The organism is Achromobacter sp. EG18 (assembly GCF_059759395.1).
The window spans coordinates 5,944,377-5,967,827 of sequence record NZ_CM186213.1; the positions used below are offsets into that span (position 1 = coordinate 5,944,377).

23 protein-coding genes are annotated in these 23,451 nt (G+C 66.2%); 8 read left to right on the top strand and 15 right to left on the bottom strand.

The window, feature by feature from the left end:
- Positions 1-12: 12 nt before the first annotated feature.
- The 4 genes from pyrG to ftsB all read left to right on the top strand — a co-directional run bounded on the left by pyrG (position 13) and on the right by ftsB (position 3,964).
- Positions 13-1,665, top strand: a complete 1,653-nt coding sequence (gene pyrG / locus AC6CR5_RS27415; RefSeq protein ID WP_006389343.1) for a CTP synthase — start codon at positions 13-15, stop codon at positions 1,663-1,665.
- Between the two features lie 227 nt (positions 1,666-1,892).
- Entirely contained in the window at positions 1,893-2,177 is a 285-nt protein-coding gene (locus AC6CR5_RS27420) for a DUF1330 domain-containing protein (protein ID WP_006389344.1), read from the top strand.
- A 4-nt stretch (positions 2,178-2,181) separates the two neighbouring features.
- Positions 2,182-3,468: a phosphopyruvate hydratase gene (gene eno, locus AC6CR5_RS27425; protein WP_006389345.1), complete on the top strand. Its 1,287-nt coding sequence runs from the start codon at positions 2,182-2,184 to the stop codon at positions 3,466-3,468.
- Positions 3,469-3,532: 64 nt separating this feature from the next.
- Positions 3,533-3,964, top strand: coding sequence for a cell division protein FtsB (gene ftsB / locus AC6CR5_RS27430; RefSeq protein ID WP_024068133.1), 432 nt, complete (start codon positions 3,533-3,535; stop codon positions 3,962-3,964).
- 21 nt (positions 3,965-3,985) lie between these two features.
- Here the strand turns inward: ftsB and AC6CR5_RS27435 are convergent, their stop codons facing one another.
- The 15 genes from AC6CR5_RS27435 to AC6CR5_RS27505 all read right to left on the bottom strand — a co-directional run bounded on the left by AC6CR5_RS27435 (position 3,986) and on the right by AC6CR5_RS27505 (position 19,592).
- A complete protein-coding gene (locus AC6CR5_RS27435; RefSeq protein ID WP_026382543.1) occupies positions 3,986-4,561 on the bottom strand; it encodes a TadE/TadG family type IV pilus assembly protein in 576 nt (191 codons plus the stop codon).
- Between the two features lie 137 nt (positions 4,562-4,698).
- A complete protein-coding gene (gene hslO, locus AC6CR5_RS27440) occupies positions 4,699-5,628 on the bottom strand; it encodes an Hsp33 family molecular chaperone HslO (protein ID WP_173000888.1) in 930 nt (309 codons plus the stop codon).
- 86 nt (positions 5,629-5,714) lie between these two features.
- The gene (locus tag AC6CR5_RS27445) at positions 5,715-6,236 is read right to left on the bottom strand and encodes a gamma carbonic anhydrase family protein (protein ID WP_006389349.1); all 522 of its coding nucleotides are present in this window, start codon (positions 6,234-6,236) and stop codon (positions 5,715-5,717) included.
- Between the two features lie 44 nt (positions 6,237-6,280).
- Positions 6,281-7,948, bottom strand: coding sequence for an acetate--CoA ligase (locus AC6CR5_RS27450; RefSeq protein ID WP_006389350.1), 1,668 nt, complete (start codon positions 7,946-7,948; stop codon positions 6,281-6,283).
- A 128-nt stretch (positions 7,949-8,076) separates the two neighbouring features.
- Positions 8,077-8,949, bottom strand: coding sequence for a UDP-2,3-diacylglucosamine diphosphatase (locus AC6CR5_RS27455; RefSeq protein ID WP_102965019.1), 873 nt, complete (start codon positions 8,947-8,949; stop codon positions 8,077-8,079).
- A 105-nt stretch (positions 8,950-9,054) separates the two neighbouring features.
- Positions 9,055-9,780 carry a site-2 protease family protein gene (locus AC6CR5_RS27460; RefSeq protein WP_006389352.1) on the bottom strand — a complete coding sequence of 242 codons (726 nt, stop codon included), beginning with the start codon at positions 9,778-9,780 and terminating at the stop codon, positions 9,055-9,057.
- Between the two features lie 3 nt (positions 9,781-9,783).
- Positions 9,784-10,692: a DUF2167 domain-containing protein gene (locus AC6CR5_RS27465; protein WP_006389353.1), complete on the bottom strand. Its 909-nt coding sequence runs from the start codon at positions 10,690-10,692 to the stop codon at positions 9,784-9,786.
- Between the two features lie 149 nt (positions 10,693-10,841).
- The gene (locus tag AC6CR5_RS27470) at positions 10,842-11,357 is read right to left on the bottom strand and encodes an RDD family protein (RefSeq protein ID WP_006389354.1); all 516 of its coding nucleotides are present in this window, start codon (positions 11,355-11,357) and stop codon (positions 10,842-10,844) included.
- Between the two features lie 154 nt (positions 11,358-11,511).
- Positions 11,512-11,700, bottom strand: a complete 189-nt coding sequence (locus tag AC6CR5_RS27475) for a hypothetical protein (protein WP_006389355.1) — start codon at positions 11,698-11,700, stop codon at positions 11,512-11,514.
- 266 nt (positions 11,701-11,966) lie between these two features.
- Complete coding sequence (locus AC6CR5_RS27480) at positions 11,967-13,751, bottom strand: THUMP domain-containing class I SAM-dependent RNA methyltransferase (protein WP_498085088.1); 1,785 nt, start codon at positions 13,749-13,751, stop codon at positions 11,967-11,969.
- A gap of 35 nt (positions 13,752-13,786) precedes the next feature.
- Positions 13,787-14,215, bottom strand: a complete 429-nt coding sequence (locus AC6CR5_RS27485; RefSeq protein ID WP_173000892.1) for a CopD family protein — start codon at positions 14,213-14,215, stop codon at positions 13,787-13,789.
- Between the two features lie 401 nt (positions 14,216-14,616).
- On the bottom strand, positions 14,617-16,068 hold the full coding sequence (locus AC6CR5_RS27490; RefSeq protein ID WP_498085089.1) for a bifunctional 2-methylcitrate dehydratase/aconitate hydratase: 1,452 nt from the start codon (positions 16,066-16,068) through the stop codon (positions 14,617-14,619).
- Positions 16,069-16,150: 82 nt separating this feature from the next.
- Complete coding sequence (gene prpC / locus AC6CR5_RS27495) at positions 16,151-17,356, bottom strand: bifunctional 2-methylcitrate synthase/citrate synthase (RefSeq protein ID WP_006389358.1); 1,206 nt, start codon at positions 17,354-17,356, stop codon at positions 16,151-16,153.
- Between the two features lie 90 nt (positions 17,357-17,446).
- On the bottom strand, positions 17,447-18,337 hold the full coding sequence (gene prpB / locus AC6CR5_RS27500; protein WP_006389359.1) for a methylisocitrate lyase: 891 nt from the start codon (positions 18,335-18,337) through the stop codon (positions 17,447-17,449).
- Between the two features lie 265 nt (positions 18,338-18,602).
- Positions 18,603-19,592, bottom strand: coding sequence for a malate dehydrogenase (locus tag AC6CR5_RS27505; RefSeq protein ID WP_006389360.1), 990 nt, complete (start codon positions 19,590-19,592; stop codon positions 18,603-18,605).
- Between the two features lie 357 nt (positions 19,593-19,949).
- Here AC6CR5_RS27505 and AC6CR5_RS27510 point away from each other — a divergent pair, with 357 nt between their 5' ends.
- From AC6CR5_RS27510 to sdhA, 4 genes are all read left to right on the top strand, one after another.
- The gene (locus AC6CR5_RS27510; protein ID WP_026384753.1) at positions 19,950-20,729 is read left to right on the top strand and encodes a GntR family transcriptional regulator; all 780 of its coding nucleotides are present in this window, start codon (positions 19,950-19,952) and stop codon (positions 20,727-20,729) included.
- Between the two features lie 121 nt (positions 20,730-20,850).
- A complete protein-coding gene (gene sdhC, locus AC6CR5_RS27515) occupies positions 20,851-21,267 on the top strand; it encodes a succinate dehydrogenase, cytochrome b556 subunit (protein ID WP_006389362.1) in 417 nt (138 codons plus the stop codon).
- Complete coding sequence (sdhD, locus tag AC6CR5_RS27520; protein ID WP_006389363.1) at positions 21,268-21,651, top strand: succinate dehydrogenase, hydrophobic membrane anchor protein; 384 nt, start codon at positions 21,268-21,270, stop codon at positions 21,649-21,651.
- Between the two features lie 15 nt (positions 21,652-21,666).
- Entirely contained in the window at positions 21,667-23,433 is a 1,767-nt protein-coding gene (gene sdhA, locus AC6CR5_RS27525; RefSeq protein WP_194957103.1) for a succinate dehydrogenase flavoprotein subunit, read from the top strand.
- Positions 23,434-23,451 lie beyond the last annotated feature (18 nt).

Sequence of the window (23,451 nt, forward strand, 5' to 3'; positions counted from 1 at the left end):
GCGCTTATTACGATGACCAAATACGTATTTGTCACCGGCGGAGTGGTGTCTTCCCTGGGCAAGGGCATCGCCGCTGCGTCGCTTGCCGCCATCCTCGAGTCGCGTGGTCTGCAGGTCACCATGCTCAAGCTCGATCCCTACATCAACGTCGATCCGGGCACCATGAGCCCGTTCCAGCACGGTGAGGTGTTCGTCACGGAAGACGGCGCCGAGACCGACCTGGACCTGGGCCACTACGAGCGTTTCGTGTCCGCCCGCATGCACAAGGTGAACAACTTCACCACCGGGCAGATCTACGAATCGGTGCTGCGCAAGGAGCGCCGGGGCGACTACCTGGGCAAGACCGTCCAGGTCATTCCGCACATCACCAACGAGATCCAGGACTTCATCGCCCGGGGCGCCGACGCCGCCTGGAACGGCAACACCGACGTCGCCATCGTCGAGATCGGCGGCACCGTGGGCGACATCGAATCGCTGCCCTTCCTGGAAGCCGCGCGCCAGATGAGCCTGCGCATGGGCCGCAACAATGCCGCCTTCGTGCACCTGACGCTGGTGCCGTTCATTGCTTCCGCCGGCGAACTCAAGACCAAGCCGACCCAGCACTCGGTGCAGAAGCTGCGCGAAATCGGCATCTACCCGAACGCGCTGCTGTGCCGCGCCGACCGTCCCATCCCGGACGACGAGCGCGCCAAGATCTCGATGTTCTCCAACGTCCCCCTGGATGCCGTCATCTCGGTGTGGGACGCCGACTCGATCTACAAGATCCCGGCCATGCTGCACAAGCAGGGCGTGGACAACATCGTCTGCGAAGCGCTGGGCCTGACCCCGCCGCCGGCCGACCTGTCCATGTGGGACAACCTGGTCGATGCGCTCGAACACCCCGAACACCAGCTCACCATCGGCATGGTCGGCAAATATGTCGACCTGACCGAGTCGTACAAGTCGCTGACCGAAGCCCTGGTGCACGCCGGCATCCACACGCGCTCGAAGATCAACATCGAGTACATCGATTCCGAAGACATCGAAACCCGCGGCACCGACCAGCTCAAGCACCTGGACGCCATCCTGGTGCCGGGCGGCTTCGGCAAGCGCGGCACCGAAGGCAAGATCGCCGCCATCCGCTACGCCCGTGAAAACGGCGTGCCGTACCTGGGCATCTGCCTGGGCATGCAGCTGGCCGTGATCGAATTCGCGCGCCACGTGGCCGGCCTGGGCGGCGCCAACAGCACCGAGTTCGATCCGTCGGCGCCGCATCCCGTGGTGGCCCTGATCACCGAATGGATGGACCGCGAAGGCAAGGTCGAGAAGCGCGACAACTCGTCCGACCTGGGCGGCACCATGCGCAAGGGCGCGCAGCGCGTGCCGATCAAGCCGGGCACCCGCGCCCAGTCGATCTACGGCGACGAAGTCAACGAACGCCACCGCCATCGTTACGAAGTCAACAACGTCTATGTGCCGCGCCTGGAAGAGGCCGGCATGGTGATCAGCGCGCGCACCCCGACCGAGAACCTGCCGGAAATCATGGAACTGCCCGACCACCCCTGGTTCGTCGGCGTCCAGTTCCACCCGGAGTTCACGTCCACCCCGCGTGACGGCCACCCGCTGTTCTCCAGCTACATCCGCGCCGCCATCGAGCAGAAGGCTCGCCGCGGCCAGGGGGCGTAATGCAGGCCGGCGGCACCGAGCCGCGCATCTGCGCCGCCCGGGCCGCCGGCCTTGTTCCCGCCGTCGCTCCTGGCGGACAATGCGCCGCGGCCCCGCGCCGCGGCGCTGCTTTCGGATACAACCACTTAGCATCGGACAGGCACGGCGCGACCGTGTTGCGCGACACTGCCTGTGTCATGCGGTCCGGCGCCGCGACCCCATCAACGCAACTGCCCTGAAGGAACCCCATGAGTGCCTATCTCATCGCCGACGTCACAGTGACCAAGCCCGCGCAGTACGAGGATTACAAGCGTCTGTCCACGCTCGCCATGCGCGCGTACGATGCCAAGATCCTGGTGCGCGGCGGCGAATCCCGGCACCTCGAGGGGCGTGAGCCCGGCCGCACCGTCGTCATGGAGTTTCCGTCCATGGCCGCGGCCCAGGCCTTCTACGACTCCTGGCAGTACCGACGCGCCCGCAATGCCCGCGAAGGCGCGGCCGTGATGAATATGTTTATCGTTCAGGGAATGTAAAGTCATGAGTGCAATTGTCGATATCATCGGCCGCGAGATCCTGGATTCGCGCGGCAACCCGACCGTCGAATGTGACGTGTTGCTGGAGTCCGGCGCCATGGGCCGCGCGGCCGTGCCGTCGGGCGCGTCCACCGGCGCCCGCGAAGCCATCGAGCTGCGCGACGGCGACAAGGGCCGCTATCTCGGCAAGGGCGTGCTGCGCGCTGTCGAGAACCTCAATACCGAAATCTCGGAAGCGCTGATGGGCCTGGACGCCCAGGAGCAGACCTTCGTCGATCGCACCCTGATCGAGCTGGACGGCACCGAGTCCAAGGAACGCCTGGGCGCCAACGCCATCCTGGCCGCCTCGATGGCCGTGGCCCGCGCCGCCGCCGACGAGTCCGGCCTGTCGCTGTACCGCTATTTCGGCGGCAGCGGCCCCATGAGCATGCCCGTGCCGATGATGAACGTCATCAACGGCGGCGCGCACGCCAACAACACCCTTGACCTGCAGGAACTGATGATCCTGCCGGTGGGCGCGGGCAGCTTCCGCGAGGCCCTGCGCTGGGGCGCCGAAGTCTTCCACATGCTCAAGAAGCTGATCCACGGCCAGGGCATGTCCACCGCGGTGGGCGACGAGGGCGGTTTCGCCCCCAACGTGGCCAGCCACGAAGCCGCGATCCAGCTGATCCTGAAGGCCATCACCGAAGCCGGCTACGAGCCGGGCACGCAGATCGCCCTGGGCCTGGACTGCGCCAGCTCCGAGTTCTACCGCGACGGCAAGTACACCCTGGCCGGCGAAGGCGGCATCTCGCTGTCCTCGCAGGAATTTACCAACCTGCTGGCCACCTGGTGCGACAAGTACCCGATCATCTCGATCGAGGACGGCATGGCCGAAAACGACTGGGAAGGCTGGAAGCTGCTGACCGACCAGCTCGGCAAGAAGGTGCAGCTGGTGGGCGACGACCTGTTCGTCACCAACACCAAGATCCTGCGCGAAGGCATCCAGAAGGGCGTGGCCAACTCGATCCTCATCAAGATCAACCAGATCGGCACCCTGACCGAGACCTTCGCCGCCATCGAAATGGCCAAGCGCGCCGGCTACACCGCCGTCGTTTCGCACCGTTCGGGCGAAACCGAGGACTCGACCATCGCCGACATCGCCGTGGCCACCAATGCCATGCAGATCAAGACCGGCTCGCTGTCGCGTTCGGACCGCATGGCCAAGTACAACCAGCTGCTGCGCATCGAGGAAGAACTGGCCGAAGTGGCGTCGTACCCCGGTCTGGAAGCCTTCTACAACTTGCGTTAACGTAAGCGGGCCGCGGCACGCGCCGCGGCCCTGTTAGCGCCACGACTGCTGAGGGTTCCCGCGTATGCGCCTGTTGTTCCTGGTGCTGTTCGTGCTGGTAGGGCTGATCCAATACCCGCTTTGGCTGGGTAAGGGCGGCTGGTTCAAGGTCTGGGACCTGCAACGCCAGGTGGCGGCGCAGCGCGAGACCAACGAAGGCCTGCGCGCGCGCAACGCCGCGCTGGAAGCCGAAGTCCGCGACCTGGACAACGGTTCCGGCGCCATCGAGGAACGGGCCCGGGGCGAACTGGGCATGATGCGCGAAGGCGAAGTCTTCGTGCATATCCTGCCCCAGAACACCCAGCCGCCCGCGGGCGGCGCTTCATTGGCGACCGATGCCGCGGCGCGGCCCGCCACGCCCACCCGCGCCAGCGCGCCCGCCACGCCCCCCAGGCCCGCCGCGCGGCCGGCTACGGGGGCCTCCGGCGGCAACGCCGGCTCCTCCTCCCGGCACTGATCGCATCCAAAAGCTGCCCATTCACGGGCAGCGCAGGCTGCGGCATACCCCCTGCACCACGCCCGCCGGATACGGCGGACCGGCAAGCCAGTCCGCCGGCTTGCTGTGCATTTCCATTTCGAGTTCGATGCTGATGGGCGCCAGGCCCCGCGCGCGCGCGGCGGCGGCGTAGCTGCCGTCGTTTTCCGCCAGGCCCGCCAGCAGCGTCCGTAGCGGCGGTAGCAATGGCTGGTACAGGTAGGTCAGCCGCAGCCTGAGTATGTTGGCGCGGAAGATATCGGGCTGCAGGATTTCGATGCGCCATGGCACCGTGCCCATCCGCGCGGCGATACGTTCCTGGCTGCGGGCCAGCCGGCGCCCGGCGGTCTCGCCCTGCGGGCCGACATGCAGTGGCCGCAGCGCCCTCAGGAAGGCGTCGCGGATGCGGGTAGGATCGGCGTGGCCGGTGCTGCCTGCGCGGGCGGCTTCCATCAAGGCGAGATGGGCGACCTGGCGTGTCACCTGCCAGCGCGCCGCGTCGGCCACCAGCGCCGCCACCGACAGCAGCACGGCCATGACCAGCGTGAATTCGAGCGCGGCGGCGCCGCGTTGCGGCACACGAGGCCTTGCAGCGCCCGGCGCAAAGGACGAAGGCAAGGAACGGCGGGGTAAGAAAAAGGCGGTCATGGCCGGCCAGTGTGGCGCGGGCATGACCGCCTGTCGATGCGTGCAAGCCGAGGGGGCTGCCGGGGACGTCAGTGCACCGTCGGCGGCGTGCCGTCCGCGGTGGGCGGGCTGGAGGTGAACAGGGCGGCGCAGTCGACCGCGTCGAAGGCATACGGTTTGCCGCAGAAATCGCAGGACACGTCGACCTGGCCGCGTTCGGCCAGGATGTCCTTGACCTCGTCCTCGCCCAGCGAGCGCAGCATGTTGGCCACGCGCTCGCGGGTGCAGGGACAGTGCCAGCGCACCGCCTGCGGGTCGAACGCCACCAGCGTCTCTTCCCAATACAGGCGGTGGATCAGGGTGTCGATATCGGTGGCCAGCAGTTCCTCGCGCTTGAGCGTGGCGGCCAGCGCCGAGGCGCGGTCCCAGGTCTCGGCGGCGGCCTGCTCGGTCAGGGCCGGCGCATCCGCGCCGCCGTGGTAGGGCAGGCGCTGGATCAGCATGCCGGCGGCGTGTTCGCCGTCCGCTGCCAGCCACAAGCGGGTGTCCAGCTGCTCGGAGGCCTTCATATAGTGCTGCAGGGCCTCGGCGACGGTATCGCCTTCCAGCGGCACAATGCCCTGGTAGGCCTGCTGTCCGGGCACCTTGTGCTGCGGATCCAGCACCACGATGAAGCGGCCATTGCCGCCGGGGTTGAGCAGGCTCTGCATGTCGCCGTCGGCCGGCACGTCATGGCCTTCGCGCACTTTCACGGTGGCGCGCAGGCTGAGGTCGGAACGGCATTCCACCACCAGCAGCGCGATCGGGCCGTCGCCCTGGATCTGCAGTACCAGCGAGCCGTCGAACTTGATGTTGGCGGCCAGCAGGGTGGAGGCCGCCACCAGTTCCCCCAGCAAGTGGGTGATGGCGGGCGGGTAGTCGTGGTTGGCCTGGACGGCCTTCCAGGTATCCGTGAGGCGCACCGCTTGGACGCGGACGCTGCGGTCTTCGAGGAGGTATTTCTTGAGCTGATCGGTCATGGGGGAATGTTAGCCGATCGGACGGCCGATTCCCCCTGCCGGCGACAGGGGTGTAGGCCCTTGCCGGGGCGTTCCCGGCGGCAATGTCAGGCCAGCCGCTTCAAGGCCGTCTTGTAGTGTTGGCCGCGCGCCACGTAGTGGGCGGTGTTCTTGTGCAGATTGGCGATTTCCTCGTCGGACAGCTCGCGCACGATCTTGCCGATGCCGATGACCAGGGAATTGTCAGGAATCACCCGGTCTTCGGGGATGATGGCGCCCGCGCCGATCAGGCAATTGCGGCCGATCACGGCATTGTTCAGCACGATCGCCTGCATGCCCACCAGCGCGCCTTCGTGGATGGTGCAGCCGTGCAGCATGGCCTGGTGGCCCACGGTGACGTTGGGGCCGATGGTCATGGGACAGCCGGTATCCACGTGCAGCACGCTGCCTTCCTGGATATTGGTGCCCTGGCGGATCAGGATGGCGTCGTTGTCGCCCCTGATCGAGACGTGCGACCAGATGCTGACGCCGGCTTCCAGCGTGACATTGCCGATGATGTCGGCGCTGTCGGCCACGTAGGCGGCGGGATCGATGCGGGGAATGAGGTCGTCGAGCTGGTAAATGGGCATGCCCTGTCTCCGGATGCGGCGGGTCCCTGGCGGACCCGCCCGCGTCATTGGGGCCTGGACGCCCGCGCGCGTTCTTCTTCGCGCTGGCGCAGGATGCGACGCTGGATTTTACCGGTGGTGGTCATGGGCAGTTCTTCGACGAACTCGATTTCCTTTGGGTATTCGTAGGGCGCCAGGCGTTCGCGCACGTGTTCCTGCAGGTTCTCGATGATGTCGTTGCGGTCGCGTTGGGCGAATTCGGGTGTCAGCACCACGTAGGCCTTGACCACCGCGCCGCGCTCGGCGTCCGGTTTGGGCACCACGGCGGCATTGGCCACCGCGGGGTGGCCGATCAGGCAGCTTTCGATTTCACCAGGACCGATGCGATAGCCGGACGACTTGAACACGTCGTCGGCGCGGCCGGCGTACCACAGGTAGCCGTCTGCGTCGATCCGCGCCAGGTCGCCCGTCAGGCACCAGTCGCCCTTGAACTTGGCCTGGGTGGCGGCCTCGTTGCGCCAGTAGCCCAGGAACAGGACCGGGTCGGGATAACCGTGGATATCGTAGCGATTGACGGCGATTTCGCCGGTTTCTCCGGCCGCCACCGGCTGACCGGCGTCGTCCAGCACCGCGACCCGATGGCCCGGGTAGGGCCGGCCCATGCTGCCCGGCTTGGCCGGCCAGCGCTTCTGGCTGTTGCCGACCACGTAGTTCATCTCGGTCTGGCCGAACATCTCGTTGGGCGTCACGCCCAGGGCGGACTGGCACCACTCGAAGACGGTCTCGCCGACGCTTTCGCCGGCGCTCATGATCGAGCGCAGGGCCAGCTGATAGCGATTGCGGGGCTCGGGCACCGCTTTCATCATCATCTTGAGCGCGGTCGGGAACAGGAAGGTGTTGGTGACCTGGTAGCGCTCCATCAGCTCGAACGCCCGCTCGACCGAGAAGCGGCCGCGGGTGCCGACGATGGGATGGCCGAAATACAGCGTGGGCAGCAGCGCATCCATCATGCCGCCGGTCCAGGCCCAGTCGGCCGGCGACCAGAACACGTCGGCGGGCCGCGGAAACCAGTCCTGCGAGGCCACGAAGCCGGGCAGGTTGCCGATCAGCGCGCTGTGCGGCAGCAGGGCGCCCTTGGGCGCGCCGGTGGTGCCGGAGGTATAGAGCAGGATGGCCGGATCCGACGAGCGCGTCGGCACCGGCTTGAATTCACTGGGTTGGCGCGCCAGCAGGCTGCGCCAGGGCAGCACGCGCTCGTCGGCGAAGCCGATGCCGATGATCTGTTGCAGGTTGGGGCAGTTGTCGCTGACGGCCAGCAGGTTGGCGCTGGAGGCGTGGTCGACGATGGCGACGCGGGTCTCCGAATCGCACAGGCGGCTTTGCAGGGCTTCGGGACCGAACAGGGCCGACAACGGCAACACCACCGCGCCCACGCTGTAGATCGCCATGTGCGCGACCACGGTCTCGGGGCGTTGTCCCAAAACCACACCGACGCGGTCGCCGCGGCCCACGCCCATCTTCACCAGGCCATTGGCCAGCTGATTGGCGGCCTCGGCCAGCCGCGCATAGGTCCAGACCTCGCGGTTGCCGGCTTCATCTTCGTAGTAGATGGCGATGCGCCGCGCATCCGGACTACTGGATGCCCAGCGGTGGCAGCACGCTTCCGCAATGTTGAACTGGGTGGGAACCAGCCAGCGGAATGTTTGGTAGAGCACCTGATATTGGTCGTTCATGGCCCTATGTTGTGAGCATGTTGCAGCGTGAACGGGTCAGTTTTTGCCCGTTGCCCCAACTGCAAGCATGACCTAGAGGGCCGTGAACTGCAATATCCCCGTTGCGTAACGGGGACGTATAAGGGTTATCACGGGTGCTTGCCCTGGCGGCGCAGCGCCGATGGCAGTGCCGGCAGGGACAGCGAGCGCGGCTTGCGCTGCGCCGGGTCGGTCTGGCGTTCGGCCTGGATCGCGGCCCAGTCCAGCAGCTGCAGCTGGCCGTCATGGGTCTCGGCCAGGGCCGACAGGCTTTCCACCCAGTCGCCGTCGTTGCAGTACAGAATGCCGCCCACATCACGCAGTTCGGCCTTGTGGATATGGCCGCAGACCACCCCGTCCAGGCCGCGGCGGCGGGCCTCGCCGGCCAGCGCCTCCTCGAAGTCGGTGATAAAGGACACGGCGTTCTTGACCTTGTGCTTGAGGTACTGCGACAGCGACCAGTAGTGCAGCCCCAGGCGGTGGCGCAGGCGGTTGAAATGGTGGTTGATCCACAGCGCCAGCTGGTAGAGGCCGTCGCCCAGGTGCGCCAGCCAGCGGCTGTGCTGGATCACGCCATCGAACTGGTCGCCGTGCAGCACCAACAGGCGCATGCCTTTGGCGGTCACGTGCACGTCTTCGTCCAGGATCTCGATGTCGCCGAACGCATAGCCGGCGAACTCGCGCGCGAATTCGTCATGGTTGCCGGGGATGAACACCACCCGGGTGCCGTTGCGGGCCTTGCGCAGGATGCGCTGGATCACGTCGTTGTGGGCCCGCGGCCAATGCCAGTGCTTGCGCAGCTGCCAGCCGTCGACGATGTCGCCGACCAGGTAGAGGGTGTCGGAATCGTTGTGCTCGAGGAAATCCAGCAGGAACTCCGCCTTGCACCCGGCGGTGCCCAGGTGAATATCGGAAATCCAGAGAGCGCGCCAGTGCGTGGGGCGGATTTCGTTCACGGTGCTGTCCATGGGGGCTGTCGTCATGCCTGGGAATGAAACCACCCCGCGATGACCGTGACATGAAAAAAAAGTGACGCTGTTGTGACGGCCGCGCCCGGCGGGCGCCGGGCGCTGTCAGATGAAGCCGCTTCAGGCGCGTAGATGGCTCAGCATGTCGTGCACGTCGTGGGCCATGATGGCCAGCACGCAGACCAGCCCCAGGTAGGCGCAGGTGTAGGTCAGCTTGCTTTCCAGCGTCGTGCCGTAATAGGCCTGGTTCTCGGGCAGGGCGGGGTCGTACTTGAACGCCCGGATGACGTTGGGAAACGCCAGCACGGCCACCAGGATCAGGATCGGGCTGGGGCGCCAGAAAAACAGCGCCACCAGCACCGGCACGCCCACCAGCCAGATGCGCGGCGACAGCACCGCGGTGATGCGGCCGCCGTCGAACGGCGAAAGCGGGATCAGGTTGAAGAGGTTGATGAAGAAGCCCGCGTAGGACAGCGCCAGCAGCAGGTCGCTGCCGGTGCTGCGCGCCGCGAAATAGCAGGCCAGCGAGGCCACCGTGCCCGCCAGCGGGCCGCCCAGGCCCACGTAGGCCTCGGTATCGGCATCGTGCGGCATTTCCTTCAGCTGTATCCAGGCGCCCACGAATGGAATGAACACGGGCGCGCCGACATCCAGGCCGCGCTGGCGCGCCGCGATGTAATGGCCCAGTTCATGCACCAGCAGCAACAGCACGAAGCCTGCCGCGTAGCGCCAGCCGAACACGAAGGCATAGACCGCGACCGACAGCAGCATGGTGCCGCCGGTCGCCAGCAGCTTGCCGAACTTCAGGTACTTGATACCCGAGAACAGCAACAGGAGCAGCTTCATGGCTCAGGGCTGCTGTTGTTCCGCCTTCTTGCCGCGAAAGCGCTTCCACAGGCCGCCGCCCAGCGCGGCGGCCGCCAGGATGCCGACCTTGGCGAACTTGGCCAGGAACGCGGCGATCACGGCGAACAGGCCCAGCTTCTTGGCGGCCACGCCCGCGACCAGCGCGGCCAGGCCGTATTCGGCGACCTTGTCGGTGGACGAGTTGAAGTCGGCGTAGCGCTTGCCTTCGACGTACTTCAGGTTGTCCAGCAGGGTCAGCACCGCGGTCTTGTCCTTCGGCACCAGGTTCTTTTGCGTGATCAGGTCCAGCGTGATGTAGCCGTCGCGGCCCAGCGCGTAGGTGTTGTAGTTGACGGTGGGATTGTCGTTGGCGGTTTCGCCCTTGTGCTTGACGGCCACCGACCAGACCAGCCGCTGCGTGCTGCTGTCGTACTTGGGCGCCTCGACCCAGCCGTCCATCACCAGCTCGGGGAAGCCGCGCTTCTTGCGCTCGACGTTGGACTCTTCGGTGCCATCGCGCAGGCTGTCCAGCAGTTCGCTGACGTTCCAGTTCTTGGCGTCGTCGTCCTTGATGTAGCCGGCCTTGTCGAAATTGACGGTGATGACCCAGTCGTCATCGTCGCTCTTGGGCATGACCACGCCCAGCAGCGAGGGATCCTTGCCGTTGCCGTAGGCCGCCATCAGGCGGTCGGCCTGGATGCGCGGCACGAAGAACATCGATTCAGGCAGGTGCACCACGGCCTGGTCGCCCAGCTTGACGTCGGCCGGGCCTTCCTGGGCGGCGGCGTAGGCGGCCTTCATGGCGGCCTCGATTTCCTGCTGCGCGGCGGCATTCTGGGCCGAGGCGCCGAAGGGCAGGAACAACAAGGCACTGGCGGCGGCCAGGGACAGGCGGGAAAGGAAAGCGCGCATGATAATTATTGGAGCGTCTGTGAAAGGGGCCCCATTGTCTTTGCACGCGACTTTCAACTTTCTGAAAGCCAACGCCTAATTCGCCGCACGATTTTGCCAGTTGTAAGCAGGTATGTTCAGCGCCCGTTCAGGCGTCCGATTCCTGTCGCTCAACGGGTCTTCTTGCGCTGCGGCGCGTTGCGCAGGCGGGTGCCGAGCAGGCGGTCGTGCAGGAACTGGCCGTCCGGATCGAACCAGGACCAGATGAAGATCGTGAACGGCGCGGCCACGATGAACATGTCCATCGAGGGCCAGCCGGTGGCGCTGGCGGCGGCCCACACCACGGCGGCGCCCGCCAGCACCAGCGGCCACGCCAGCACGTAGCGCAGGATCAGGCGGGCGGTGGACGGCGGGTTGCCATCGCGATCGACCAGCCGGATGTTCCATGTCTTCATCGGCAGCGTCTGGCCGCGGCGGCGCCAGCACAGCACGAAATAGGCGCCAATGGCCACGAACAGCCAGGCCTGGCGGGCGGGCCGCAGTTCCAGCGCGTTCTTGCTCTGGGTCAGGGTATCCATGAGGTATCCCGCCAGGAAGACCACGCCGAACAGCAGCACGGCTTCGTACATCATGCAGGCGAACCGGCGCAGCCGGTTGGGGGTCTGGTCGAGGGAGGCGTCGGTCATGGGCCGGTATTATCCGACAAAGCGGCCACCCGGTGGGTTGACGGTTTCCCGGCTCCGGCCATAAAAAAAACCCGCCGGTAAGGGCGGGTCTATAAAAGGGGCTATGCAGCCCCCAAGGGGAAATCGTTCAGGCCATCAGGCCTGCAATCCTGCTTCAGGCGGCCGAGTGCGCGTTCTTGGCGCTCGTCTTGCCAGCCAGGGCACGGATACCGTGGGCCAGCTTACGCAGGCCGGCGGCCAACGCACGCATCGGGTGCGGGCGGAACTGTTCTTCAATAGCCTGGAGCATCAGTTGACGCTCGAGTTCGTCGGTCAGGCGGATGGTGTTGTTCGGGTTGATCACAATAGCCTCCACGGGCTTGCACTGTTGTTTAGCTACTAGGGATAACCCGAATTATAGGGTTAACCCTGAAGCTGTGCAAGTGCCTGGTGCGTATCGGCAACATCCTGGTGCTGATGATGCCCCAAATCGGCGCTGCGGGGCAGCATAAGCAAAGATACGGGCGCGATGTTGCGGCGCTTTTACAACGACAACGCGCGCGCACTGGCAAAGGGAGGCGGGCGGGGAAGGACGCCCGGGGAACGGGATGCCCCGGGCGTGGGGGCACGTCAGGCGTCGCGGTAGCCGGCGGCGACCAGTTCGAAGCCGAACAGGCGGCAGTCCAGGGCGCCGTTGTGCAGCGGCACACGGCGCTTGGGCTTGAGGCGCATCTGGTTGGGCAGGGTCAGGTCGCTGGTGATGATGTGCAACTGCCAGCCGGCGAAATTGCGCTTCAGGCAGGTGGCCCAGTCGCGCCACAGGTCGGCGTCCTGCTCGGTCGCCATGCGTTCGCCGTAGGGCGGGTTGGTGACGATCCAGCCATGGTCGGCGGGCGCCTGCACTTCGCGGGCGTCGCCCACCTCGAACCGGATGGTGTCGGCGGTGAGCCAGGCGCGCTCGGCGTTGTTGCGGGCGAATTCGACCGCCTGTGGATCCAGGTCGTAACCGACCAGAGGCGCGTCCAGCTGCGGCAGGATGCGCGAGCGCGCATCGTCCTTCAGGTCACGCCAGCGGTAGGCATCGTGGCCGCGCAGGCGTTCGAAGCCGAACGGGCGCGAGATGCCGGGGGGCACGCCCAGCGCGATCCAGGCGGCCTCGATCAGGATGGTGCCGGAGCCGCAGAACGGATCCAGCAGCGGCGCGGCCGGGTCCCAGCCGGCCAGCGCCAGCATGCCCGCGGCCAGGTTCTCGCGCAGCGGCGCGTCGCCCTTGTCCAGGCGCCAGCCGCGCTTGAACAGCGATTCACCGGAGGTGTCCAGGTACAGCGTGGCGGTGTGGCCGGTCAGGAACAGGTGCACGCGCGCGTCGGGGCGGACCGTGTCGATGCTGGGGCGTTCGCCTTCCAGTTCGCGCAGGCGGTCGCAGATGCCGTCCTTGGCGCGCAGATTGCAGTACTGCAGGCTCTGCACGGGGCTCTTGATCGCCGAGGTATCCACGCGCAGCGTCTGTTCGGCGCCGAACCAGCGCTCCCAGGGCGTATCGCGGGCCAGGTCGAGGATGTCGTCTTCGTGCGAGATCTCGGCGTGGGCGACCTGCACCAGGATGCGGGTGGCCAGGCGCGAATACAGGTTGGCGCGTTGCACACCCGCCCAATCGGCGGTGAAGGAACAGCCGGCGCGGCCGGCTTCGGCGTCGTCATAGCCCAGGGCCTGCATTTCGGCGGTCAGGGCTTCTTCCAGGCCCTGGGGGCAGGGCGCGAAGACCTTGAAACGCTCGGCCTGGCGCGGTTCGCGCGGGCGGCGTTCGCGGATCTCGATGGTGGGGGCGCGGTCGCGCGGTGCGTCGGCGACCCGGGCCGGGCCGGCGGGGATCGGCGCGTCGTCGTAATCGGGTTCCGGCGCGAATTCGGGCGCGGGGCCGTCGTCCTCGAAGGGATCGTAGAAGCGGCCGGCGGGCGTGGCAGGGGCGATGTACTGGTCGTCCATGCGCGGCGCGCGTTGCGGCGTGCGGCCCGAGCGCGGCGCCGACGGGGCGTCGCGGCGCGAGCTGTCGTTGCGCGGGTCATCGCCACGGCGGGTGCGGTCGCCACGCGGCCCATCGCCACGGCGCGGGCTGTCGCGGGGACCGTCGCTGCGGTGCGGATTGTCGCCGCGCGCGCCATCACTACGGCGCGGGCCGTCGCCCCGGTCGCCGTCGGCCGATCGGCGCGCCGCGCGGGCCGCGGCCTGACGCTGCCGGTAGCCCTCGGGGTCCTTCTGGCGCTCGATGTTTTCCTTGGCGCGCTCGTTCTGGGCGACCAGGCGGGCGCGGGCGCCGGTGCGCACCCGCTTGGGGGCGGCTTCGGCGTGCGCGTCGCGCGCGGTTTTCTTGATCGTCAGCGTCTTGCGCGGGCGGTCCTGGTCATCAGCGGACATACGAATCCTGGCGAATGTGCAAAGGGTAGGGGGAATCAGAAGGGTTTGACGACGACCAGCGCCACCACCACCAAGAGCAGCAAGACGGGAACTTCGTTGAACCAGCGATAGAACTTGTGCGAACGGGTGTTCTTGCCCTGTTCGAATTTACGCAGCATGACGCCACAGGCGTGATGGTAGCCGATGACGAGCAGGACGAAAAAGAGCTTGGCGTGCATCCAGCCGTTGCCGGGGCCGACGCCGATGCCGTAGCCCAGGTACAGCCACATGCCGAGCGCCACCGCGACAATCGCCAGGATGGTGGTGAAGCGGTAGAGGCGGCGCGCCATGCCGAGCAGGGTGACCTGCACGGCCGAATCCGATTGCTGGGCCAGGTTCACGAAGATGCGGGGCAGGTAGAACAGGCCGGCGAACCAGGAGGCGATGAAGACGATGTGGAAGGTTTTTACCCAGAGCATGGACATGGTGGGGGCGGTCTTTGTTTTCTTGGGGAAGGGGGATTGTAATTGCTGAGGGCTGGGGGTTCTTCGTAGGTCGCCCGTCGCGGCGGCGGTTTGGGGGGCGGGCGCCCACGATTGCGGTCCGGAGCGTTCGCTCCGGACTGCCCCTGCCTCAACCTCGTGGCCGCCGTTCGGCGGCTGCCTTCGGTTTCCGTCGGGCGCATCGAGGTTGCCCGCCCCCCAAACCGCCGCCGCGACGGGCTACGGGTTTCGAGAAATGAGGCGCTGCCAGACCGGTGGGGTTCTGGGGAGGTTTGCGGGGCCCGTCAAAACCGGCCGCGCGCGCGGCCGATTTTGACTTACGCGGTGGTTTGCGTCGGGAGGGTGTTCGCTGCGCGGTGGCGGGGAGGTGCTTGCTTGTCGCCTCAGATCACATACAGGTCGACGTACTCGTGCACCGGCATCGCTTCCAGTTTCTTCTGGTCCAGCGACGCTTCCAGGATGCGGGCCTGTTGGCGGGCGGGGAAGATGCGGGCTAGGTTGGTGCGGAATTTCGCTTCCAGCAGGGGGATGCCGTCGGCGCGGCGGCGCTTGTGGCCGATGGGGTATTCGCAGACGACCTCGTCGAGCTGGGTGCCGTCGGTGAAGCTGACGGTGAGGGCGTTGGCGATGGAGCGCTTGTCGGGGTCGTGGTAGTCGCGGGTGTAGGCCGGGTCCTCGACGCAGGTGATCTTGTCGCGTAGGGCGTCGATGCGCGGGTCGGTGGCGACGTCGTCCTCGTAGTCGGCGGCGGTGAGGCGGCCGAACAGGAGCGGGACGGCGACCATGTACTGGATGCAGTGGTCGCGGTCGGCGGGGTTGTTCAGCGGGCCCTTCTTGTCGATGATGCGGATGCACGCCTCGTGGGTGCGGATGGTGATGCTGGCGATGTCCTCGGCGGACCTGCCCAGGGACTTGAGGCGGTCATGGATCTGCATGGCGCATTCGACCGCCGTCTGCGAGTGGAACTCGGCCGGGAACGAAATCTTGAACAGCACGTTTTCCATGACGTAGCTGCCGTAGGGGCGCTGGAACCTGAACGGCTGGCCCTTGAACAGCACGTCGTAGAAGCCCCAGGTCTTGGCGGACAGCACCGAGGGGTAGCCCATCTCGCCGGTGCGGGCGATCAGCGCCAGGCGCACGGCGCGGCTGGTGGCGTCGCCGGCGGCCCAGCTCTTGCGGCTGCCGGTGTTGGGGGCGTGGCGGTAGGTGCGCAGGCTCTGGCCGTCGACCCAGGCCAGCGAGACGGCGTTGATGACTTCGTCGCGGTTCAGCCCCAGCATCTGCGCCACCACGGCGGTGGACGCGACCTTGACCAGCACCACGTGGTCCAGGCCGACCTTGTTGAAGGAGTTCTCGAGCGCGATGCAGCCCTGGATCTCGTGCGCCTTGATCATGCCGGTCAGCACGGCGCGCATCGTCAGGGGCGGCTTGCCGGCGGCGACGGCGGTGCGCGACAGCCAGTCGGCGGTGGCCAGGATGCCGCCCAGGTTGTCGGACGGGTGACCCCATTCGGCGGCCAGCCAGGTGTCGTTGAAATCGAGCCAGCGGATCATCGCGCCGATGTTGAACGCGGCCTGCACGGGGTCCAGCTGGAATTGGGTGCCGGGCACCTTGGCGCCGTGCGGGACGACGGTGCCGGGGACGACGGGGCCCAGCAGCTTGCGGCACGCCGGGTATTCCAGCGCTTCCAGGCCGCAGCCGAGGGTGTCGATCAGGCAGTTGCGGGCGGTCTCGTAGGCCAGGCCGCTCTGGATTTCATAGTTGAGGACGTAGTCGGCGATATCGACCAGGACCTGGTCGGGCTCGGGACGGACGTTGGAGATCGGGGCAGACATTGGGTACCTCTCCTGAGTGTTTACAGGCGGCACTGGGCCCGCGCGGCGCGGGGTATGGCGTCGGCAGGCCCATGTCGTCGTCCTACTTGCGCTTGTCGATCGGCACGAACTTCTGATCTTCCGGACCGACGTAGTTGGCGGTCGGGCGGATGATCTTGTTGTCGATGCGCTGCTCGATGATGTGGGCCGACCAGCCCGCGGTGCGCGCGATCACGAACAGCGGGGTGAACATGGCGGTGGGCACGCCCATCATGTGGTAGCTGACGGCCGAGAACCAGTCCAGGTTGGGGAACATCTTCTTGATGTCCCACATGACCGTCTCGAGGCGTTCGGCGATGTCGAACATCTTGGTGCTGCCGGCCTTCTTGGACAGCTTCTTGGCCACTTCCTTGATGACCTTGTTGCGCGGGTCGGACACGGTGTAGACCGGGTGGCCGAAGCCGATGATGACTTCCTTGGCCTCGACGCGGCGGCGGATGTCGGCCTCGGCTTCGTCCGGCGTCTCGTAGCGCTTCTGCACGTCGAAGGCGACCTCGTTGGCGCCGCCGTGCTTGGGGCCGCGCAGCGCGCCGATGGCGCCGGTGATGGCCGAGTACATGTCCGAGCCGGTGCCGGCGATGACGCGGGCGGTGAAGGTGGAGGCGTTGAATTCATGCTCGGCGTACAGGTTCAGCGAGATGTGCATCGCCTTGACCCATTCGTCGCTCGGCTTCTCGCCATGCAGCAGGTGCAGGAAGTGGCCGCCGATGCTGTCATCGTCTGTCTGCACGTCGATCACGCGGCCGTTGTGGCTGTAGTGGTACCAGTACAGCAGGGCCGAACCCAGGTTGGCCATCAGGCGGTCGGCGATGTCGCGCGCGCCGGGCAGGTTGTGGTCGTCCTTTTCGGGCAGCACGCAGCCCAGCACCGAGACGGCCGTGCGCATCACGTCCATCGGGTGGCTGGCGGCGGGCAGCGCCTCGAGCGCGTCCTGCAGCTGCACCGGCAGGCCGCGCAGCGAACGCAGCTTTTCCTTGTAGGCCTTCAGTTCGGCCTTGTTGGGCAGCTTGCCGTGCACCAGCAGGTGGGCGATTTCCTCGAACTCGCTGGTGTGGGCGATGTCCAGGATGTCGTAGCCGCGGTAGTGCAGGTCGTTGCCGCTGCGGCCGACGGTACACAGCGCGGTGTTGCCGGCGACCACGCCGGACAGCGCGACCGATTTCTTGGGCTTGAAGCCGGCCTTTTCTTCCGGCTTGGCGGCCGGGGTGGTATCCGTTTTGGCAGCCTGCTTCTTGGGAGCCGTGCTCATGTCTCTACTCCTTTCCTTTCGCGGTGGTCGATGCAATGGGGGAAGCTGGGGCGCCGCGGGATCGCCGCGGCGCCGGATGCGGTGGCGCGCTCAGGCCTTGCCCTTCTGGAACAGGGCGTCCAGGCGCGATTCGAATTCGTGGTAGCCGATGCGGTCGTACAGTTCTTCGCGCGTCTGCATCAGGTCGACCACGTTCTTCTGGTGGCCGTCGCGGCGGATGGCGGTGTAGACGGCCTCGGCGGCCTTGTTCATGGCGCGGAAGGCCGACAGCGGGTAGAGCACCATGCCCACGCCCACGCTCTTGAGTTCTTCCACCGAGAACAGCGGCGTCTTGCCGAATTCGGTGATGTTGGCCAGCACCGGCACCTTGACCGCCTTGACGAAGCGGTCGTAGGTCGGCAGGTCGTAGGCGGCTTCGGCGAAGATGGCGTCGGCCCCGGCTTCGACGCAGGCCAGGGCGCGCTCGATGGCGGCGTCCACGCCGTGCGAGGCGATGGCGTCGGTGCGCGCGATCAGGTAGAAGTCGCTGTCGGTGCGGGCGTCGGCAGCAGCCTTGACGCGATCGGCCATTTCCTCGGTGCTGACGATTTCCTTGCCCGGACGGTGGCCGCAGCGCTTGGCGCCGACCTGGTCTTCGATGTGGCAGGCGGCGGCGCCGAACTTGATCAGGCTCTTGACGGTGCGGGCGATGTTGAACGCCGACGGGCCGAAGCCGGTGTCGATGTCGACCAGCAGCGGCACGTCGCAGACGTCGGTGATGCGGCGCACGTCCGTCAGCACGTCGTCCATGGTGTTGATGCCCAGGTCGGGCAGGCCCAGCGAACCCGCGGCAACGCCGCCGCCCGACAGGTAGATGGCGCGGTAGCCGGCGCGCTTGGCCAGCAGGGCGTGGTTGGCGTTGATGGCGCCAATGATCTGCAACGGGTTTTCTTCGGCGAGCGCGCGGCGGAACAGGGCGCCGGCGGATTCGGGTCTGGACATGGGTGGTCTCCGTTATAGGGGCCGGGTGTCGTGACGTTGCCCCGGCTGGGATGTCAGGTCTTGCGGGTCCGCGGCGGGCCGGATCGGGATCCGGCGCCTTGCCATGACCTTACCGCGGTCGCGGCGCGTAAATCTGTCCCCTTCGCGACAATTCCTTGCGCGGCGGCAAAGAGACAGGTGTACGTGCCGCGCGGCGCATTGCGCGAATGCGCCGCGCTTGCGAATTGGGCCCGCGTCAACGGGCCCAATTCTGCTTGCGGACTGCTTACTTCAGCAGGTCCTTGACGCCGTCGCGCTCTTCCAGCAGCTCTTTCAGCGTGAAGTCCAGGCGCTCACGCGAGAAGGCGTCGATTTCCAGGCCTTCGACGCGCTTGTATTCGCCGTTTTCGGTCGTGACCGGCACGCCGTAGATAATGCCTTCGGGGATGCCGTAGGAGCCATCCGACGGGATGCCCATGGTGACCCACTTGCCGTTGCTGCCCAGGACCCAGTCACGCACGTGGTCGATGGCGGCGTTGGCGGCCGAGGCGGCCGACGACAGGCCGCGGGCCTCGATGATGGCGGCGCCGCGCTTGCCCACGGTGGGGATGAAGGTGTCGCGGTTCCAGGCGTCGTCGTTGATCAGCTTGGACAGCGATTCGCCGCCGACGGTGGCGAAGCGGTAGTCGGGGTACATGGTGGGCGAGTGGTTGCCCCACACGACCAGCTTCTCGATGTCGGCCACGGCCTTGCCCGACTTGGCTGCCAGTTGCGACAGGGCGCGGTTGTGGTCCAGGCGCAGCATGGCGGTGAAGTTCTTGGCGGGCAGGTCCGGCGCCGACTTCATGGCGATGTAGGCGTTGGTGTTGGCCGGGTTGCCGACCACCAGGACCTTGACGTTGCGGCTGGCGACGTCGTTCAGGGCCTTGCCCTGGGCCGTGAAGATCTGGGCGTTGACCGACAGCAGGTCCTTGCGTTCCATGCCGGGGCCGCGCGGGCGGGCGCCGACCAGCAGGGCCACGTCCGCGTCCTTGAACGCCGTGCGCGGATCGCTGTGGGCGGTGACTTCCTGCAGCAGCGGGAAGGCGCAGTCATCCAGTTCCATGATGACGCCCTTCAGGGCCTTTTGCGCTTTTTCGTCGGGGATTTCAAGCAGTTGCAGAATGACGGGCTGATCTTTGCCCAGCATTTCGCCGGAGGCGATGCGGAACAGCAGTGCGTAACCGATTTGGCCGGCGGCGCCGGTGACGGCGACACGCAAGGCAGGCTTAGACATGGACGTTCTCCGTAATGGTGTGGCGAGAAAGAAATCTCGCCAATCAGTGTAATCCGTTGAGCGGCGCAAACGGCCTGCGCGCGAGGGGCGGCCAGGTTGCCGGACAGACGGAAATCCTAGAACTAATTTACGGGTGCGTCAATTGATCTTATATCTTATATAAGACATAAGACGTTGGACAGCGTTGCCCCCGATATGCCACAATAGAGCGTTTGTTCGAATGCGCCGCAGCACCGCCGGCTGCGCGCCTGTATCAGGCCAGAACACCGGCACCGCAGCAGCGCATGCGAATGGAAACCGCATCGTTTGCGCTGCCTTTCCATTCTCCGGATGAACATGACACTTCCAAGACGATCCATGGCAGACCCCCGGCCCGAAACTCCCCTACGCACTCGCGCCGCCCGTCCAACGGGCGAGGGGGCCGCTTTCAGTCCGTTGTACCGCCAGATCAAGGACCTGCTCGTCCAGAGCCTGGACCGCGGCGAATGGAAGCCCGGCGAGCTCATCCCCAGCGAAATCGATCTGGCCGCCCGTTTCCAGGTGAGCCAGGGCACGGTGCGCAAGGCGGTCGATGAGCTGGCCGCCGAACACTTGCTGCTGCGCCGCCAGGGCAAGGGCACCTTCGTCGCCACCCACCATGAAGCCCGCGTGCGCTACCGCTTCCTGCGCCTGGCCCCCGACGAAGAGGGCGAGGCCGGCCGCGCCGAAAGCCGCATCCTCGAATGCCGGCGCCTGCGGGCGCCCGCCGAGATCGCGCGCGCGCTCGACCTGCGGGCCGGCGAAACCGTCGTCATGATCCGCCGTCTGCTGTCCATGGGGCAGACACCCACCGTGCTGGACGACATCTGGCTGCCGGGGTCCATCTTCCGCGGCCTCACCTTCGAGCTGTTGAGCGCGAACAAGGCGCCGCTCTATGGCCTGTTTGAATCCGAGTTCGGCGTCAGCATGGTGCGCGCGGACGAAAAGCTGCGCGCGGTGGCCGCGCCAGCCGAAGTCTGTACGCTGCTTAATGTTGCCGCCGGCACGCCGTTGTTGCAGGTGGATCGTGTGTCGTACACGTACGGTGACCGCCCCATGGAAATCCGGCGGGGCTTGTACTTGACCGATCGATACCACTACCGCAATAGTCTGAATTGATGAGCTTTTTACCTACGATTTGATACCAACCCGATCTCTGGGCGAAAATACCGTGTTTGCCCGCAAGGGCCACGGCATTGCCGCCGTCACGATTCCCTAGTTCCGAAACACCGAGGCCGTCATGTCCGACACCGCTGCCAAGCCACGTCCGCAGTTTCGCAATATTGGGCTTGCCCAAGTTGCGTTCTCCTATCGCCTGCCCCTGGCCGGCAAGCTGTCCATCCTGCACCGCATCAGCGGCATATTGCTGTTCCTCTGTCTGCCCTTGGTCATTCTGCCGCTGTTCGCGGCCAGCGTGGCCTCGCCGCAGACCTTCGCGGCCGTGGCCGCGTATGCCGGCAATCCGATCGTCAAACTCGTCCTCCTGGTCCTGATCTGGGGCTACCTGCACCACTTCTGTGCGGGCATCCGCTACCTGTTGCTGGACCTGCACCTGGGCATCGACAAGCTGTCGGCCAAGAAAAGCGCCGGCGTGGTTTTCGGTGTCAGCCTGGCGCTGACCCTGGTGTTCGCCCTCAAACTGTTCGGAGTGCTGTAAATGGCCGCCGCTAAAAACTACGGACCCAAGCGCCTGGTCGTCGGCGCCCACTATGGCGTCATGGATTTCATCATCCAGCGCATCACCGCCGTCATCATGGCCGTGTATACGCTGGTGCTGCTCATCGGCATCCTGTTGATGCCTGCCTTCACGTATGAATCGTGGCACGCGCTGTTCACGTTCTACGTGGGCGTTCTTCCGGTCGGCCAGATCCTGGCGACCCTCGCATTCGTTGCGTTGGCCTGGCATGCCTGGATTGGCGTGCGCGACATCTGGATGGACTACGTCAAGCCGGTGGGCCTGCGCCTGCTGCTGCAAGTGCTGACGATCCTCTGGTTGATCGGTTCGGTCGTTTACTTCGCGCAAATCCTCTGGAGCATCTAAGCCGTGGTCTCTGTCATGAAATCCTTGCCGCGCCGCCAGTTTGATGTGGTGGTCGTTGGCGCCGGCGGAGCCGGCATGCGTTGTTCGCTGCAACTGTCCCAAGCGGGCCTGTCCGTTGCGGTGCTGTCCAAAGTGTTCCCCACGCGTTCGCACACCGTGGCCGCGCAAGGCGGCGTGAGCGCCTCGCTGGGCAACATGAGCGAAGACAACTGGTACTGGCACATGTACGACACCGTCAAGGGTTCGGACTGGCTGGGCGACCAGGACGCCATCGAGTTCATGTGCCGCGAAGCTCCCAATGCCGTGTACGAACTCGAGCACTTCGGCATGCCGTTCGACCGCAACCCCGACGGTACCATCTACCAGCGTCCGTTCGGCGGCCACACCGCCAACTTCGGTGAAAAGCCGGTCCAGCGCGCCTGTGCCGCTGCCGACCGTACCGGCCACGCGCTGCTGCACACCCTGTACCAGCGCAACGTTGCCGCCCGCACCCAGTTCTTCGTCGAATGGATGGCGCTGGACCTGCTGCGCAACGAAGCCGGCGACGTCGTGGGCGTGACCGCTCTCGAAATGGAAACCGGCGAGATCTACATCCTGGAAGCCAAGACCACGGTGCTGGCCACCGGCGGCGCCGGCCGCATCTGGGCCGCTTCCACCAACGCCTTCATCAACACCGGTGACGGCCTGGGCATGGCCGCCCGTGCGGGCATCCCGCTGCAGGACATGGAATTCTGGCAATTCCACCCGACCGGCGTGGCCGGCGCCGGCGTGCTGATCACCGAAGGCGTGCGCGGCGAAGGCGGCATCCTGCTGAACAAGGACGGCGAACGCTTCATGGAGCGCTACGCGCCCACGCTGAAGGACCTGGCGCCGCGTGACTTCGTGTCGCGCTCGATGGACCAGGAAATCAAGGAAGGCCGCGGCTGCGGTCCGGACGGCAGCTACGTGGTGCTCAAGCTCGATCACCTCGGCGCCGACGTCATCAACAAGCGCCTGCCCTCGATCCGCGAAATCGCCATCAAGTTCGGCAACGTCGACCCGATCAAGGAACCGATCCCCGTCGTCCCGACCATCCATTACCAGATGGGCGGCATCCCGGCCAACTACCACGGCCAGGTGCTGACGCGCGAAAACGGCGAGAACAAGATCGTCAACGGCCTGTACGCCATCGGCGAATGCGCCGCGGTGTCGGTGCACGGCGCCAACCGCCTGGGCACCAACTCGCTGCTGGACCTGATCGTCTTCGGCCGCGCCACCGGCAACCACATCGTCAATTCGCATCCGGAACGCCAGCACGCGCACCAGCCCGTGCCGCAGCAGGCCGTCGAATTCTCGATGGATCGCATCAACAAGCTGGAATCGCGCACCTCGGGCGAGAAGACCCAGGACATCGGCAACGCGATCCGCTTCTCGATGCAGCGCCACTGCGGCGTGTTCCGCACGCTGGACCTGCTGAACGAAGGCGTGACCCAGATCGAAGACCTGGCCAAGCAGGCCGACAACATCTACTTCAAGGACAAGTCCAAGGTGTTCAACACCGCGCGCGTCGAAGCGCTGGAACTGGCCAACATGACCGAAGTGGCCCGCGCCACCATCAAGTCGGCCGCCAACCGCACCGAAAGCCGCGGCGCCCACGCGCTGGACGATCACCCGACCCGTGACGACGAGAACTGGCTCAAGCACACGCTGTGGTACTCCGAAGGCAGCCGCCTGGATTACAAGCCCGTGCAGATGAAGCCGCTGACGGTCGAGTCCTTCCCGCCCAAGGCGCGTACCTTCTAAGTCCGGATAGAGCCTACT

Coding starts and splice junctions, on each gene's coding strand:
- pyrG (WP_006389343.1), top strand. CDS start 13: ATGACCAAATACGTATTTGTCACCGGCGGAGTGGTGTCTTCCCTGGGC.
- AC6CR5_RS27420 (WP_006389344.1), top strand. CDS start 1,893: ATGAGTGCCTATCTCATCGCCGACGTCACAGTGACCAAGCCCGCGCAG.
- eno (WP_006389345.1), top strand. CDS start 2,182: ATGAGTGCAATTGTCGATATCATCGGCCGCGAGATCCTGGATTCGCGC.
- ftsB (WP_024068133.1), top strand. CDS start 3,533: ATGCGCCTGTTGTTCCTGGTGCTGTTCGTGCTGGTAGGGCTGATCCAA.
- hslO (WP_173000888.1), bottom strand. CDS start 5,628: ATGACCGATCAGCTCAAGAAATACCTCCTCGAAGACCGCAGCGTCCGC.
- AC6CR5_RS27445 (WP_006389349.1), bottom strand. CDS start 6,236: ATGCCCATTTACCAGCTCGACGACCTCATTCCCCGCATCGATCCCGCC.
- AC6CR5_RS27450 (WP_006389350.1), bottom strand. CDS start 7,948: ATGAACGACCAATATCAGGTGCTCTACCAAACATTCCGCTGGCTGGTT.
- AC6CR5_RS27455 (WP_102965019.1), bottom strand. CDS start 8,949: ATGACGACAGCCCCCATGGACAGCACCGTGAACGAAATCCGCCCCACG.
- AC6CR5_RS27460 (WP_006389352.1), bottom strand. CDS start 9,780: ATGAAGCTGCTCCTGTTGCTGTTCTCGGGTATCAAGTACCTGAAGTTC.
- AC6CR5_RS27465 (WP_006389353.1), bottom strand. CDS start 10,692: ATGCGCGCTTTCCTTTCCCGCCTGTCCCTGGCCGCCGCCAGTGCCTTG.
- AC6CR5_RS27470 (WP_006389354.1), bottom strand. CDS start 11,357: ATGACCGACGCCTCCCTCGACCAGACCCCCAACCGGCTGCGCCGGTTC.
- AC6CR5_RS27480 (WP_498085088.1), bottom strand. CDS start 13,751: ATGTCCGCTGATGACCAGGACCGCCCGCGCAAGACGCTGACGATCAAG.
- AC6CR5_RS27485 (WP_173000892.1), bottom strand. CDS start 14,215: ATGTCCATGCTCTGGGTAAAAACCTTCCACATCGTCTTCATCGCCTCC.
- AC6CR5_RS27490 (WP_498085089.1), bottom strand. CDS start 16,068: ATGTCTGCCCCGATCTCCAACGTCCGTCCCGAGCCCGACCAGGTCCTG.
- prpC (WP_006389358.1), bottom strand. CDS start 17,356: ATGAGCACGGCTCCCAAGAAGCAGGCTGCCAAAACGGATACCACCCCG.
- prpB (WP_006389359.1), bottom strand. CDS start 18,337: ATGTCCAGACCCGAATCCGCCGGCGCCCTGTTCCGCCGCGCGCTCGCC.
- AC6CR5_RS27505 (WP_006389360.1), bottom strand. CDS start 19,592: ATGTCTAAGCCTGCCTTGCGTGTCGCCGTCACCGGCGCCGCCGGCCAA.
- AC6CR5_RS27510 (WP_026384753.1), top strand. CDS start 19,950: ATGGCAGACCCCCGGCCCGAAACTCCCCTACGCACTCGCGCCGCCCGT.
- sdhC (WP_006389362.1), top strand. CDS start 20,851: ATGTCCGACACCGCTGCCAAGCCACGTCCGCAGTTTCGCAATATTGGG.
- sdhD (WP_006389363.1), top strand. CDS start 21,268: ATGGCCGCCGCTAAAAACTACGGACCCAAGCGCCTGGTCGTCGGCGCC.
- sdhA (WP_194957103.1), top strand. CDS start 21,667: ATGAAATCCTTGCCGCGCCGCCAGTTTGATGTGGTGGTCGTTGGCGCC.